The sequence below is a fragment of the Streptococcus sp. 3.1 genome (assembly GCF_016648915.1).
Classification (GTDB): Bacteria; Bacillota; Bacilli; order Lactobacillales; family Streptococcaceae; genus Streptococcus; species Streptococcus salivarius_E.
The window spans coordinates 44,634-60,580 of record NZ_JACLQV010000015.1; the positions used below are offsets into that span (position 1 = coordinate 44,634).

At 33.8% G+C, this 15,947-nt stretch carries 10 protein-coding genes and 2 pseudogenes; all 12 read left to right on the forward strand.

Annotation, left to right across the window (positions count from 1 at the left end):
• Positions 1-26 precede the first annotated feature (26 nt).
• The gene (locus H7U02_RS08825) at positions 27-5,546 is read left to right on the forward strand and encodes an SNF2-related protein (protein WP_201043197.1); all 5,520 of its coding nucleotides are present in this window, start codon (positions 27-29) and stop codon (positions 5,544-5,546) included.
• Between the two features lie 577 nt (positions 5,547-6,123).
• A pseudogene (locus H7U02_RS11625) lies at positions 6,124-6,195 on the forward strand (type A2 lanthipeptide); the annotation flags it as partial.
• Positions 6,184-6,729 (forward strand): ABC transporter ATP-binding protein, encoded by a 546-nt coding sequence (locus H7U02_RS08830; RefSeq protein ID WP_311637597.1) that lies wholly within the window; start codon positions 6,184-6,186, stop codon positions 6,727-6,729. The pseudogene H7U02_RS11625 and the gene H7U02_RS08830, both read left to right, overlap by 12 nt.
• Complete coding sequence (locus tag H7U02_RS08835; RefSeq protein ID WP_201043201.1) at positions 6,726-7,463, forward strand: ABC transporter ATP-binding protein; 738 nt, start codon at positions 6,726-6,728, stop codon at positions 7,461-7,463. Before H7U02_RS08830 ends, H7U02_RS08835 begins: the two co-directional genes overlap by 4 nt.
• A 1-nt stretch (position 7,464) precedes the next feature.
• Positions 7,465-9,372 (forward strand): ABC transporter permease, encoded by a 1,908-nt coding sequence (locus H7U02_RS08840; RefSeq protein WP_002887185.1) that lies wholly within the window; start codon positions 7,465-7,467, stop codon positions 9,370-9,372.
• A 39-nt stretch (positions 9,373-9,411) separates the two neighbouring features.
• A complete protein-coding gene (locus tag H7U02_RS08845) occupies positions 9,412-10,974 on the forward strand; it encodes a hypothetical protein (protein WP_201043203.1) in 1,563 nt (520 codons plus the stop codon).
• On the forward strand, positions 10,955-11,560 hold the full coding sequence (locus H7U02_RS08850) for a response regulator (protein ID WP_002887188.1): 606 nt from the start codon (positions 10,955-10,957) through the stop codon (positions 11,558-11,560). The genes H7U02_RS08845 and H7U02_RS08850 overlap by 20 nt, the downstream gene beginning before the upstream one ends.
• A 306-nt stretch (positions 11,561-11,866) precedes the next feature.
• Positions 11,867-13,060 (forward strand): annotated as a pseudogene (locus tag H7U02_RS08855) (IS110 family transposase).
• Positions 13,061-13,551: 491 nt separating this feature from the next.
• Positions 13,552-14,139, forward strand: a complete 588-nt coding sequence (locus tag H7U02_RS08865; RefSeq protein ID WP_260318473.1) for an ABC transporter permease — start codon at positions 13,552-13,554, stop codon at positions 14,137-14,139.
• The gene (locus H7U02_RS08870; RefSeq protein ID WP_201043204.1) at positions 14,136-14,870 is read left to right on the forward strand and encodes an ABC transporter permease; all 735 of its coding nucleotides are present in this window, start codon (positions 14,136-14,138) and stop codon (positions 14,868-14,870) included. Before H7U02_RS08865 ends, H7U02_RS08870 begins: the two co-directional genes overlap by 4 nt.
• Positions 14,871-15,111: 241 nt before the next feature.
• Positions 15,112-15,291 (forward strand): XRE family transcriptional regulator, encoded by a 180-nt coding sequence (locus tag H7U02_RS11520; RefSeq protein ID WP_311637599.1) that lies wholly within the window; start codon positions 15,112-15,114, stop codon positions 15,289-15,291.
• A 241-nt stretch (positions 15,292-15,532) separates the two neighbouring features.
• The coding region (locus tag H7U02_RS08875; RefSeq protein ID WP_201043205.1) for a GNAT family N-acetyltransferase at positions 15,533-15,947 on the forward strand (415 nt) is incomplete at its 3' end.

Genomic DNA, 15,947 nt, shown 5'->3' on the forward strand with positions numbered 1-15,947 from the left:
TTTAGTTTTAAGGAGAAAGAACAAGAATGGAAGAACAAAAACAAAATAAAACAATGACTAAAGCAGAAAAGGTTCAAGCTAACCTTTCTGCCATTAAACTTGTGAAAGCACTCGAAGCAGATAACCGTGTAGCTGATAGTGCCGAACAAGAAATTCTCTCTAACTATGTTGGTTGGGGAGGACTTGCTAACGATTTCTTTGATAGTAAGATTAATCGTTTTGCAAAAGAACGTGATGAGCTAAAAAGTCTTGTCACTAAAGAAGAATATCGTGCGATGGAAATGAGCTCCCTTACGGCTTACTACACAAGTCCAGAGATTGCTACTGCAATGTGGGATAAGATTGTAGAAAGTGGTTTTAAAGGAGGTAATATTCTTGATCCATCAATGGGTACTGGTATCTTCTTTGAAACAATGCCAGAGGATATCAAGAAGAATTCTACTCTTTATGGAATTGAACTTGATACCATTACTGGTGCTATTGCTAAACACCTTCATCAAGATGCTACTGTTTTAGTCCAAGGATTTGAAACAGTAAACTTTGAAGGGACACCTTTTGACTTGGTCATTACGAATGTTCCATTTGCGGATGTTCGCATTGTCGATAAAGCTTATGATAATAAACCTTATCGTATTCATGATTACTTCTTTAAGAAAGCTATTGATTTGGTACCCTATCATGGGATGGTTGCTGCTATCACTTCAACTGGTACTGCAGATAAGAGTGCTGGTTCAATTCTGCCAGAACTCCGTCGTAGCGGAACTCAGTTTTTAGGTGGTGTCCGCTTACCAAATACTGCTTTTAAAGATGCTGGAACACGAGTGGTAACAGATATCCTCTTTTTCCAAAAAGGAGCTTTTATCCCTGTTCCCGATAATAATATCGACTTCTGGTCTTCAGATAGAAATAAACTCCCCTTTGATAAACGTGTCTCACTCAATCCCTATTTCTTCCAGGATGCTGTTTGTAAAAATCCTTGTGTCCTAGGTGATTATCAGGTACGTCATTTCAATGGTGGAACACTGGATCTTGTGGTAGATAGCTCTTTTGACTTAGCTTCAGAGCTTCAAGAAGCACTATCAAAAGTAACAGTGCCTTTCGAAGTAGAGAGACTAGAACCTCGTGATATTATCCTTAAAGAAGAAGTGAATCATCTTGACCAAGACTTACTTACTTCACTTGACATTCGATTGAACGAGTATGCTTGTGATAAAAATGGGCGTGTCTATTATCGTGATAACACGTCTATTCGTCCTAGCTCACGTGCAGCTGAAATGATTTTTTATCAAGACGAACAAGGACAGTTCGTAAAATATGATGATAAATACAAAGAAGAAGCCATTTTAGACTTTGAAGCAGCAGTAGAAGCAGACCCTAATATTGTTACGAATACATGGGTAAGTCAAACACCTTCTAAAGCAGCTAAAAGTAAAGGGCTATACAAAGGTATTTATTTCTATGAAACACCCCTTACGGATACAGAAAATAAGCGTATCCGTGGCATGGTTGCTATCAAAAATGCGTATCAAGCCATTATTGATATTCAAATGACGACAGACTATGATGAAGGGAAATTCAAACAACTGCTTGCAACACTTAATCAAGCCTACGATACTTTCAAGAAGAAGTATGGTTATATCAATCAAGCGGTGAATGCTCGTCTCTTTGACCGAGATGACCGTTATCCTCTTATCGCTAGTCTTGAGTTAGAGGAGTTGGACGAGAATGACAGCTCAAAGGTAGTTTTTGTGAAGTCAGATGCTTTTAAAAAGCCAACTATTCGTCCTAAAAAACACCTCCATCAAGTGATGTCAGCAGTAGAAGCCTTGAATGTGTCGCTTTCGGAAGGTCGTGGCGTTGATTTGAACCTCATGAGTTCTGTTTATCCAGATGTCTCAGAAGATATGATGATTTCAGAACTAGGTGAGACAGTGATGATTGATGTGGAACGCTATATTGATGATAAGACTGTACACTATGTTACTAAGGATAAATTCCTTTCAGGTGATGTTCTTGCTAAACGTGATTGCATTAACTCTCTCATTGAAGACGGAGATACACAAGCGGATTGGGAACGTTATTTGGAATTGATATTATCTGTTGTACCAGAACCAGTTGTCTTATCTGATATTGATTTCAGCATTGGTTCTAGCTGGATTCCTAGTAACGTTGTTTCTCAATGGGTGTTTAGTGAATTGTTGGATGAAAAAGTTGGTCTCCATTCTGAAGAAGCTAAATCACTATTAGTGACATCCAGAATCGGACGAGGTTTCAACGAACGCTTGTTAAACCGCTATATGAGTCGTCAATCTAACCTGCGTTTAGGTCTACGTGATGAGTACAATAAAAGCTACTCACACGCAACAGATATTGTGGCTCACTTGCTTACAAGTAATCAACCAACAATTATGCGTAATTTCGGTACGACTGAAAACCCTGTACGTAAGGTTGATGAAGTGGCTACAGCAAACCTACGTGAGTGTGAATGTGTTCTACAAGAAAGCTTTAAGAACTTTATTCATGAAAACCCAACAGTCCAAGAAGTGATTGAAGATACCTACAATGAAGTCTTTAATCGCTATGTGACACGTCAATATGATGGAAGTCTCTTGGAATTTGATGGGTTGGCTAAGGGAGTAGAGCTTCGCCCTCACCAAAAGAATGCCGTACAACGTATTCTTGAAGAGAGACGTGCACTGCTTGCTCACGAAGTGGGTACTGGTAAGACACTAACCATGATTTCTGCAGCTTTCAAGATGAAAGAACTAGGGCTTATTCATAAACCATTGTTTGTGGTTCCATCTAGTCTAACAGCACAATTTGGTCAAGAAATTATGCGTTTCTACCCTACCAAGAAAGTGTTTGTTACGACTGAGCAGGACTTTGAAAAGTCACGCCGTCGCTTGTTCGTTTCTCGTATTCTAACAAGCGACTATGATGGTATTGTGATTGGGCATTCTCAATTTGAGAAAGTTCGTGTCTCACAAGAACGTGAACAAGCCTTTATTTCTGAAAAGATTGATGAGCTTGATGAGATTATTGGTTACGCAAAAGCTAATGACGACAAAATTACTTTTAAGCAAGCACAATCTATGCGTAGAAGTCTTGAGGCAAACTTGGAAACGTTGCTTGAAAACAAGACTGGTATTGATGAGTTTATCAACTTTGAAAGTCTTGGTATTGATATGCTCTTTGTTGATGAAGCCCACGGGTACAAGAATGTCCGTCCTATGACACGTTTGGGGAACGTTGCTGGTATTACCAACCGTACCTCAAAAAAGAATATGGATATGGAAATGAAGGTGCGCGTGCTTCAAGAAGAGTATGATACACGTCACGTTGTCTTTGCGACTGGAACACCAGTTTCCAACTCTATCAGTGAAATGTATACGATGATGAATTATCTTCAACCAGATGTCATGGAACATTTCGGTGTAAGTTTCTTTGATGCTTGGGTTGGTGCGTTTGGGATTGTTGAGAATAGTCTTGAACTTAACCCTACAGGAGACAAGTATATTTCACGTAAACGCTTTGCTAAATTTATGAATCTCCCTGAGCTGATGGCGATTTACCGTCAGACTGCAGATATCCAAATGACTGAAGACCTTAATCTTCCAGTTCCTATGGTAGAAAAGGTAGCGGTTGAAAGTCAGTTGACGGAGAACCAAAAAGTTTATTTGGATGAGCTTGTAGAACGCTCAGACCGAGTTAAAAATGGGAATGTAGATCCTAGTGAAGATAACATGCTCAAAATCACTAGTGAAGCCAGAAAGTTGGCTTTAGACATGCGTTTGCTTGATGCGGAGTTCTATGTAAGAGCTGATGCAGATAAACTCATGCAAGTGGTTGAGCGAGTGGATAAGATTTATCACATGGAGACTAAGCATAAAGGGACACAAATGATTTTCTCTGACCTTGGAACTCCTAATGGCAAGGGTTTCTCTGTTTATCAAGAATTAAAAGATTTGCTTGTTGAACGGGGAATTCCAGAAGAAGAGATTGCTTTTATTCACGATGCTGCTAACAAAAAGGCTAAGCTTCAACTTCAACGTCAAATGAATGCTGGTGAGATTCGTATTCTCATGGCTTCAACGGAAAAAGGGGGAACCGGTCTTAACGTACAACGTCGTATGAAAGCTGTTCATCATCTCGATGTACCTTGGAAACCGTCTGATATTATCCAACGTAATGGACGCTTGGTTCGTCAAGGAAATATCTATCGTAAGGTAAATATTTTTCACTATATAACTAAAGGAAGTTTTGATAACTACCTTTGGCAGATTCAAGAAACAAAGCTCCGTTATATTACGCAAATCATGACCAGTCGTACACCGATGCGAGCTTCAGAGGATATTGACGAGCAAACACTCTCAGCCTCTGAATTTAAAGCCATTGCGACAGGCAATCCATATCTTAAACTTAAGATGGAACTTGATAACGAATTTGAGTTGTTGTCTAATCGTCGTAAGGCTTGGAAACGTGATATTGATTTGTCTCAAAAACGTATTAAGCAAGCCCTTAAAGATAAGGCAATTTACGAGAAGAAACTTTCTCTATTAGTCCAGGATAAAGAGCTTGCAGAAAAGACAAGACCTTGGAAAGAAGTGGTTGAAAAAGAAGATGGTAAGAAATATGAGGTCGAACATAACCCATTTGTTATGACATTTGAACCAGATGGATACGAAGCAACTAAGAAAGATGTTGCAGGTAATCAACTGAACTATGCGATGCAAATGAATGTTGCCTCTGATCCACTCCATATGAAAATGACAACCCTTGCTCATTATCGTGGTTTTGTCCTTCGTGCGTTGGAACAAAAATCACCTTGGCAACCAGAACGCATGCTTGACTTGCATATTATTGGTCAAAATAGCTATGCCGTTCGTCTAGACTTTGCGAGTGGTATTGGGACTATCCAACGTATCAACAATGTTATTGATGGTATGGATAAACAAGCCAAACTCTTGCAGGAAAACATTGACCGTTGTGCAGATACTATTAAGCGAGGAGAAGCTGCAGATGTTTTTGCAGACCAAGCTCGTCTTGACTATGTATCAGCTAAACGTGCCATTGTTAATCCTCTTATCGAAGTCGAGGACGAGTCTAAAAAGCCTACTGTAGAACAAATTGAAGAGGCTATCAATGCTTTTGAATTGCAGTACAAGGTAGACCATCCAGAAATGGATGAGGACTCTGATGTAAAAGTTAGCTCAATCACCGAGGAATATAGTGCTAGCTATGATCCTGATGAAGAAAGCGAACTTGTTGAAGTTATTAATGAGTCAGTAGATGAAGCAGAAACTGGCTTTGAGGAAGAAGTAGTAGTTGCTCAAGAAATCGTTGAAGAAACGACTCATGTTGTTGTTTCACAAGAAGTTCTTGATATGGCTGATGACTTCCTAGAAAGCATTTCTGAACTCTTTGGTATGACTGAAGAACATAATGATAATGTTTCTAAAGAAATAGTTTTAGAAACCTCTGTTAATGAGGTAGTAGAAGCAGAAGTAGAAGTCTATGAAGAAATTTCACTATTTGACTTCGTTTAATCATAAAAAAGGATAATATCTTCTTGAGGAGATGTTATCCTATTCTCTTATTGATTGTCATAAATAGAAATGTTTCAGATATTTGGAATAGTCGTCTGTTATATATTTGGTTAAAAAGTTTCTTTATGTTCAAAAGGAGTCATTCTGACTCCTTTTGAATTAAGTTTATAAAAAAGGTAGTGATGAAAATATTATAATAATTACCTCAAAAAGAAGTATGTATAAGTTAAATTGTTTTTTCATACTCAAACCTCCCGACAAGAAACAAGAATATGAGCTTGAAAATTTAGAAAGTAGACAAACACTATTTTGAATGTTTCTCTTTTTAAGTCACCTAGTCTGCATTTAAGGGACTAATTTTATAATAAGGAGGTATTGGATTGTAAAATAGCTACAAAGAATGAAATTTATTTATCATATGAGAGATTGCTTTTTATAAAGCGATATTTTACATTTTAAAAATATTAATAAAAAAACAATATTTGCACTTTTTACTCACTAAAAATAAAGATGTATTGGTTACAATAAGCGCGTAGAAAATATTTACTACATACTAACAGAAGGGAGAATGATTGCCATGAAAAACTCAAAAGATATTTTGATCAATGCTATCGAAGAGGTTTCTGAAAAAGAACTTATGGAAGTAGCTGGTGGTAAAAAAGATTTTAGGAATATATCGGCTTTTGTATCTCAAGATTCTCCCATATTTGATGGGGATGTGATGTATAATATTTCGCTAGGGAGAGAATCTGTTTCAGGAAAACAGGTTATTGAAACTTGTAAAAGAGTATCAATATATGATGATATCATGAGTATGCCAATGAATTTTCATACTCTACTTTTTCGAGAAAATCCATCAATATCTGGGGGGCAAAAACAACGTATTTCTTTAGCAAGAGAACTTGTAACCACCCCTAGAATCTTAGTTCTTGACGAACCTACATCAGCTTTAGATGTAAAAACTGAAAGAATAATCCAAAAAAATGTTGAGGCTTTACATTGTACGAGGGTTTTGGTTACCCACAGACTTAATACAGTTGAAAAAGCTGATAAGATTTTAATAATGGATAATGGCAAAATTATTGACTATAGAAACCATTATTGTTTGTACAAAAATAATAAGTATTATTGTGACTTATATGACTCATATATGAATAAATATCAGGAGGAAGAGGTAAAATGAAACAATTAGTATTAAAAGATGTTTGCAAAAAATATCCCAATCAACTGAATTATGCTCTAGACCATATCAATTTGATTGTGGAAAAAGGAGAATTTGTAGCTGTCATGGGGCGTAGCGGTAGTGGAAAAACGACGCTTTTAAATGTTACTTCAATTATTGATAAAATTGATAGTGGGAATATTTATTGTGCGGATAAAGAGATTAGCACATTCTCTGATAAGGAGGCAACTAATTTTAGAAAAAATGATATTGGTTTTGTTTTTCAAGATTATATGCTGTTAGACAGTCTAACCATTAGGGAGAATATTTCTGTTGCTTTGTCTTTAAAAAATGTTGATTCTTCAAAGATTGATGATTTGATAAATAGCTATGCAAAAAGATTTAATTTACATGAACAGTTGAAAAAATACCCTTATCAACTTTCTGGAGGTCAAAGACAGAGGGCCAGTATTATCAGAGCAATCATTAAAGACCCAGAAATTATTTTTGCTGACGAACCAACAGGAGCACTTGACTTGAAATCTTCTGAGGAAACAATGATGATTCTGAGTGAAATCAATAAAACGGAAAAGGTAACTATTCTAATGGTTACTCATGATGTTTTATCAGCTTCTTATGCCGACAGAGTTATACTCCTCAAAGATGGGAAACATCACATGGAGATTGATAAAAAAGATTGTGGAGAGTCGTTTTACGATGTAATTAGTCAAGCTTTATCCGATAGAGGAGAGTAATATGATTTGGTCAATTACAAAATCTAACATTAAAAAGAATTTTCCGTTATATCGTATCTATTTTCTAGCTACGATCGGTTTATTAAGTATTTTTATAGCTTTTTTAAATTTTATTTCAGATAAAATCATCGCAGAAAAAATTGGGGATAGTGGTCAAGCTCTAGTTATCGCTAATGGTTCATTGTTATTTTTGATTGTATTTTTGGTGGTATTCTTAATCTACTTCAATAATTTCTTTGTAAAAAAACGCAGTCAAGACCTTGGAGTCTTAGCAATACTAGGGTTTTCAAAAAGAGAATTAACAAAATTACTAACTTTAGAAAATCTTGTTATTCTAGTTCTGAGTTACTTGGTAAGTTTATTGCTAGGACCTACTTTATATTTTTTAGCTGTACTGGTAATTACTCATCTATTGGATTTAACAATGGAAGTTCAGTGGTTTATTACAGTTAAAGAGATTATAGAGTCTTTAGGAATATTAGTCGTAGTTTTTCTGATTAATTTCATCACAAATGGAGTTATTATTGCTAAACAGTCATTGATTGAATTTGTTAATTTCTCAAAAAAGGCTGAGAAAAAAATCAGGATAAGAAAAGTCAGAGCTATTATTGCTATTACCGCATTGCTATTGTCATATGTTTTATGTTTGACGACAGTGTTTTCATCCACACGAAAGATGCTATTAAGCGTAGGGATGGTACCAATTTCTCTTTTGATAATTATCTTAGTTATTTTAGGCTCAATTTTTACAATCAGATATGGATTGACTTTTGTAATTTCTTTCTTAAAAGAAAAGAAAAAAAGGTTATATCGTCCTCTCTCTAATATTATCTATCCTAAATTTAACTATCGTATTGCGACAAAAAATAAATTATTAACAGTCTTGGGGGGGCTTTTAACACTAACCGTTTCAGTTACTGGAATCATGGTAATGCTTTATGCTTATTCTCTTAATGGAATAGAAAGATTGACTCCATCTGCGATAGAATATAATGTTGAATCAGAAAATGGTCAAGTCAATGTTACAAATATTTTAGAGAATGGGCAAGTGAGTTTAGTTGATATTAACCTATTGAGATTGAACACTAACCCAGAAGTGACTATCACAGAATCTGGGCAAACAATTCCTTATTTTGATATAATTAATTACAGTGATTATAAAGAGTTAATGAAAGCTCAAGGAAGAAAAAATTCTATTGAAGGTAGTGAGTCACTACCATTGTTAATAAATTATTTTCCAACAGAAATTAGCCTAGGGAAAACCTTTAATTTGGAAAATGCATACGATGTTACTGTAAAACAAGTATCAACGAATAATGTTTTTAGTTTTTCTACAAGTGTCACGACTCTGGTGGTTTCTGATAAATTATATGCTGAGCTTAGTTCTCGTTTTCCAGAGAAAAAAATGACAATTAGGACTTTTAATGGAGATTCAATTAGGTCAAGTGAAACATTTTACAATCAGTTTAGTACGGTTCCTGATGTTATCAGTAGTTATAGTAGGGAACACACAGTAAAGACTGCTAATATTGCGACTTATATCTTTATAACCTTCCTATCCATACTCTTTATTATTTGTACAGGTAGTATTCTATACTTTACAAGCCTCATAGAAATCATGGAAAATAAAGAAGAATATAGCTATCTGAGTAAGTTAGGTTATAGTAAAAAAATGATTAATCGGATTGTCGGATATGAAATAGGTATACTTTTCCTTATTCCTGTATTAATTGGGATAATAAATGGTAGTATGTTGCTTATTTTCTATAAATATTTATTTATGGATACATTGGTTGCAGGCAATATTATAATGCTATCTTTGTTGCTTTTTCTGTTTTTCTTTTTGATAATATATGGCACATTTTATTTATTGACATTGCGGTCAGTGAAATCAATAATAAACAATTAATTCTAAAAACTTTTTAACTTTAACGATTTAGTAAATAATATGATGAGAATAGAAAAAATAACAAAGAGTAAATTTTTGGGGATCACAATAATCTTGTTACAACAATTAATAGCCTTTTTGATTTTGGTCTATAATCGAGAAAACTTGTCTCTTCTTTTCTCTGAAAAAGTAGCTCTTGTAATGACTCTTATTGATACAGGTTTTATTTGGCTGGCAGCAATATTACGCCAAAAACAAGATGGTATTTTTAAAAAAATTATTTCTATCGTTTTCTTAACAATTTGGCAATACTTGGCATCTGTGCTATCAAGGGAAACTCCTCTCTTTTTTAGTAGTGGTCTGCAAATTATATTGCTCTATTGTTATACCGTTGAGATTACTGATTTAATATTATATGGGCAGAAACAGTTTAAAGATAAGCTAGACAAGAGCTTATTAATAATTATTTTTGTTTCTATAATTAGCCTTTTAGTTAATAGAACTTTATTTAATTTCTTATTCTTAGTTGTTTTTACTATTTTACACCTTTATCCATTATTGGTTATAGTGTTATATTATAGGTATTTTAGGCAACAAATATCAGTAGTAAGACGTTCATTGATATTATTTTCATTGCTTTTGCTAGCAATACTTGGTAGTGAATTTTATGGAGAGATGCTAGATGTTAATCAAGCCTTTAATAATTTGGGGTGGTATCTGTTTCCCCTTATAATGAGTACAATATACTATTTTAAGGTCATACATGATAAATTTAGTCTAGTTACTCGAAGATGGTTAGGTAATTACAAAACTCGTATAGAACTTTTATTTCTACTTCTTATCATTTGTTGGGTAATACTTATAAAGGTACTAGTTAAAGATTTTTTACTATTTTTTATAGTTGTTGATGCAAGCACGTTTTTTTGTCTAGTGGTAATTTCTTGTATCTTTTGTTATTTAGAAAACTTTAAGCAAAATTTTGACTATGAAAATAGAAGACTGAACTATTTTATGAAATCGGAGGAAAACATGAGAGTGGAGTTCTCAAATTATTTGCATGATGATGTCTTGCAAAATGTCATAGCGATAAAAAACTTACTCTCTTTAGAAAATAGTGATATAACACATGGTTTTATTGTTAATGGGTTGAATGATCTAGTTTCTGGTATCAGGGATGAAATTGATACTTATCACCCAATAGTTCCTTCTAATCGAACAATGAAAGAAAACATACAGTCTCTTTTTGATGATATTGTTAAAAGGAGGAAAAGTAATAAGTTGTTGTATTTCAACTGTTCGAGTAGTACAATAATCCCACCTCCATATGGAGATATTGTTTACAGGTTTATAAAAGAATTAATTAATAATGCTATAAAATATGGAGTCAGTAAAGATATTCATTTATCTTTAAAGGTTCAATCTGATATTATTATCATAGAAGAGAGCAATCAGGTGGTGGAAAAAGTTCAATCTATAAATTATGGCAGAGGTTTGAAATCAATTCAAGAAACACTAGTAGCTTTTGATGGAGATATGGAGCTACAAATAGATAATAAACAATACAATATCAGAATATTACTTCCCATAGATTGGAAATTATGCTATGAAGATTTTATTAATTGATGACCATAAACTATTTGCAAAGAGTATCCAACTGTTATGCCAACAGTATGATGAGGTAGATGTTATAGATACAATTACTTCTAATTTTAACGATGTGACGATTGATTTATCTAAATACGATATTATATTACTTGATATTAATCTAACAAATATTTCTAAAGAGAATGGATTGGAGATAGCGGAGGAACTCATACAGTCTACTCCTAACTTGAAAGTTGTTATGCTGACAGGATATGTTAAGTCAATCTATGAAGAGAGAGCAAAAACAATAGGGGCATACGGTTTTGTAGATAAAAATATAGACCCTAAACAACTCATCTCTATCTTAAAAAAAGTGGATTCTGGGAAAAAGTATTTTGAACAAATTGAATCTCAGGATTATGTTGAAGCTTTAACTGACCGAGAAATAGTAATCTTAAATTTGAGTAAGAAAGGTCTCTCTGTTAAAGATATAGAGGAAACGTTACAAATTAGTAGGAGAACAGTATTTAATCATTTGAATCATATCTATTCAAAACTTCTAGTAAATAATAAGCAAGAGGCTATCTACAAAGCTGAGCAATTAGGGTATTTTATGGACTTCTGAGTTGTAGGCAAACAACTTAATTAAGCTTTATCTTTGTATTTGTTAGGGATTATGTGAAATAGAACATACTAAGATTAGTAGTGAAGAAATCTCCGACGGGAGAGAGTACTCACTACTTTTTCTTTATGTTAAAGTAGTGGTGTCTTGTAAAGTCGTAGGGTTCAATGGCGTTAGATGTCGCTTGACAAACTGGCAAGATGCCTGTTTTAGATGGAATATTATCAAAGTATGTTGGATGCTAGACGTCGAGTATTGAAAAGGACATCACTAAAATAAGGAATCATTCAAGACAAAAGAGGTAATGTCATGCGTGCAGTATTTGGAATTGATATAAGTAAAACAAGTTCTGAGGTGGCAATTTTAGTCAACGGTGAAAAGGTTCATGGCTACACCATACTCAATGATGCCATTGGATTCAATCGCCTGTTGGGCGACTTGAAAACTGTTCATAGCCCTGAGATTATATTTGAGGCTACAGGCGTCTATTCTCGACGTCTTCAAGCCTTCCTTGAGGAATATAGTTACGCTTACACACAGCTAAATCCACTAGAAGCTAAGAAGCAATTGAACAGTTTGTGAGTTCGTAAAACAGATAAAATTGACGCTGAAAAGTTGGCTAATTCTTAGCTTGTGCACAATCGTAAACCAACTTACGTGCAGCAAGAAGTTTATCAACATCTACCTGATTTAAGCCGTTTCTATCAAAATATGAATGAAGATCTTGTTCGAGCTAAAAACCGTCTGCACAAGGTTCTACAAGTCACTTTTCCTCAATTGGAAAATTTCTTATCCACACCAACTGGAGAGCAATATTGGAACTTACTGATGGCTTTTCCATGCAAAGAGTTTGTATAAAGCCTTTCTCAAAGTGACTTGTGTGAAATTATCCGCCAATCTACCTCCAAACGTATCTCTGAAAAGCGTATTGCTTACCTAACTGATAAACTCGTCGAACTAGCTAATAGGTCTTATTGTGCGGTCAAAAAAACCTCTCCCATGATGGAAGAGGTCCGTTACTATGCTCAAGAATTGCTTCGTCTTTCTGAACGCAGACAAGTTGTCTTAAACAACATGATAGCTCTAGTTCAGCCTTTACAAGAGTATGACATCTTATGGTCAATTCCTGGCATCGCAGAAACCACAGCGACATCTATCATTGGCGAATTGGAAGATATTCGTCGCTTTCAGTCTACCAATCAAATCAACGCTTTTATTGGTATTGACCTGAGACACTATGAATCTGGGAACTTCTCGCCAAGGAACACATCACTAAACGAGGAAATCCCTATGTCAGAAAAATCTTGTTCAAGTGCATTCACAACATCGCTTCAGCTAGTCATACTAATCCTTGCCATATCGCTGACTTTTATGAGAAACGAAAAAGAACAATAGACAATAACTTCAACTAAGCCACATACGATTGCCTCTATACACCGTCTCATTCGGACAATGGATTACCTTATTAAGCATAACAAACTTTACGATTATTCTTTGACCTAAAATCGATAAAGCTATCTATACCTTATTATTGTGACACCTTGTTTCAAAGAATACCAGATGAGTTTTTTTAAGCATGCCCTTTTATAGCTCTAAAAGTGTTAAAAATAAGACAGTAACCTCAGAATAGCTACTGTCTTATCTCATTTTTATTTAAAACCTCGATAGACTTGATAAATGGTAGAAAAGAGTAAAAAATTATAACCTTAAATAAGATAGCGAAAGTACTTATCAATTTGAAGAATGCCAAAAGGAGCAATGAAAAACTAGCAAGATATGAATTTTAAAAAATAATCTTAACAGAATCAATTTCATTAGAATAGGTAAATGAGGAAATAGGAGTATTGCAAGAGGAGCTAGGTCATTACTTAATGAGTATGAGGGAATAGCAAGAAGAATGGAAGAGTTCCTATTGAGTAAACAAGTTTGTTAAGTAATCTGCCAGGACGAGTGCAATTATTACCACATATAGTGTGCTATTCAATAATCAAACAATGAATAGCCTTTTTCTTCCCATAGCTATTAGTATTTTTACCAGCCGTATAGTTTCTAATGAACTTGAAGGACAGACATTTAAGTTACAGGAATCAAACGGAAGAACATTAATTCAAATTTTTTACAGTAAATTAATTTTATCGACTGTTTTCTTTTTGATATTGGGTATTTTAGGAACAGTTGCAACGAATGTATTTGCAATGGTTAACGGAGTAAGTGTTCCTTTAACAATTACTATTATTCAAATTTTAGGACAACTTTTGTCAAGTTTCAGTCTCATTTGTCTTTATTTAACTTTTGCAATGTTTACTGATAAACAAGGCTTATTGTTATCATCAGGTTTTTTAGGTGGATTTATAGGTTTAATATTAGCATCCAAATCTACAATGTTCTGGACGTTTGCTATACCGTGGGTTGGCTGTGCTTATTTATCTCCTTACAAATTTACCCTAATAAATAATTCAAACTATCTCTATAAATTTGATCAATCAATATATTTTAGGTTTTTAATATATCTAATTTATTGTTTACTTTTATATCTTCTTGTAAGAAGCATATTTTTGAAGAAAGAGAGACAAAGAAAATGAGACATTATACTTTAGCGGAATGGAAAAAACTGAATAAAATTCAGATTTTAATAGTCGGTGTTGTTTTTGTAGCATTATCAAGTTTTATCGGTTTAGGTACCTATTTTGCTAATCAATCAGTTTTAATTGATGGTACACAGGATAAAGTTATGTGGGGACAATTAACTTTTTATTATACTCAGATTCTCTATTCTCCAATGCTCGCAATTTTTATAGCAATATCTTTAACTCAAGAGTTTGAAAGAAAAAACTTGGAAATGTTATGTTCAAATGCAATATCTATCAAAAAGTTACTGATAAGCAAGCTTTTAACAGTTACTGTATTAGTTATTCCAATTCAACTTCTCATACTAATTGTTTATATTATAGCTTTAGAAATAGCTGATGTCGAACTCTCTTCGTTTGTCCTATTAACTTTAAAATGGACACTTTTATCTATTTTGAGTTCTTTATCTATTTTATGCATACAAGCATTTGTCTATGCTAAAACTAGAAGCTTTGGTCAATCAATTGGTATTTCAGCTATCGGTGCTATGGGCGGGTTCGTTCTATTGTTTTTGAATGAAAACTTGAATAAATTTTATCCGTATTCTCAACCTATGGTAGCATTGAGAAGTAGGGTTTTAGATGATTTTTCATTATTAGAACTTACTATTTTTGTCTTTGTTAATCTTCTGTTTAGTGTGATTTTTTACAGATTAACATGTTATGAACTAGAAAAAAGAGGATAATATAATTTTTTTAACTGCCTTAATTGATTTGGTTAATTGTCGTTATCTAACAACTGAACTGATCTGCTACTATAGTTAGATTTGTGTTGCAAGTTTATCTAAATACATATTGATACGATTATCATGATCGCTAGTGTTAGCTGAAAGTGCATCCTTTATGACATAATGTTTCAAACGATACAAGCTTTACTAATTCTCTAGCTTGCTAAAATTTAAAGTGATGTTATCATTTTTTTGACAAATTTCGAGATTTATTCTCAAAGTGACATATACTTTCTCTACCTATTATCCTAAAATTGAGAGAGGAGAGGTTGCTTTAATGGTAGATGTTCTAGTGCAGCTTTTTAAACTCTATAACGTTAGTACAGACTACCTATTAGGGTTACCAGATTGTCCGGATAGGGCAAATCATAAAATATAATAGTCTCACCTTGATTTGTTCATTGAGAATTGAATAAACTGAGGTGAGACTTTGGCTCTTGAAAAAATCTTGCTGTGCAAGTGAATCCTATATCAAAGCGCATCTATTAGATAAGGTATTCATTATTGACACCAAAAAGATACACAAAATTTAATTCATATGAAAAGTAGTAAAAAAGTTATATAATGATTTCGTAAATAAAGAGTTAAAGAATATTATCATTTATAACAAGGAGTATGAAATGGATTCTACCAACTCGGACTCAGAACTATTCATAGAGTTTAAATCACGTGGAAAACGATGCCAACTTTTATATATATCCGAAAGCCATAGTGAAGGGTTATATGAGATTGTTTCTACTGAACGAGAACGTCTTGCTAAGTGGCTTCCTTGGGTGGACGAAATGAAAAGTGTTGAAAATGAAAAAGCATTTATAAAGTATGCACGTGAAAAAATGGAGCGCAATGAGTTATTTATGTTAACAATTTTCGTCAATCAGAAACCAATAGGGATGATAGATATACATAATATTGATTTACAAAAACATCAAGCCGAAATTGGATATTGGATATCAGAAAGATATGAAAATCAAGGTTTTGTAAAGCAGGGATTAAAAGAATTAATAACAATCATTCCATCCAAATTTAAAATTGATA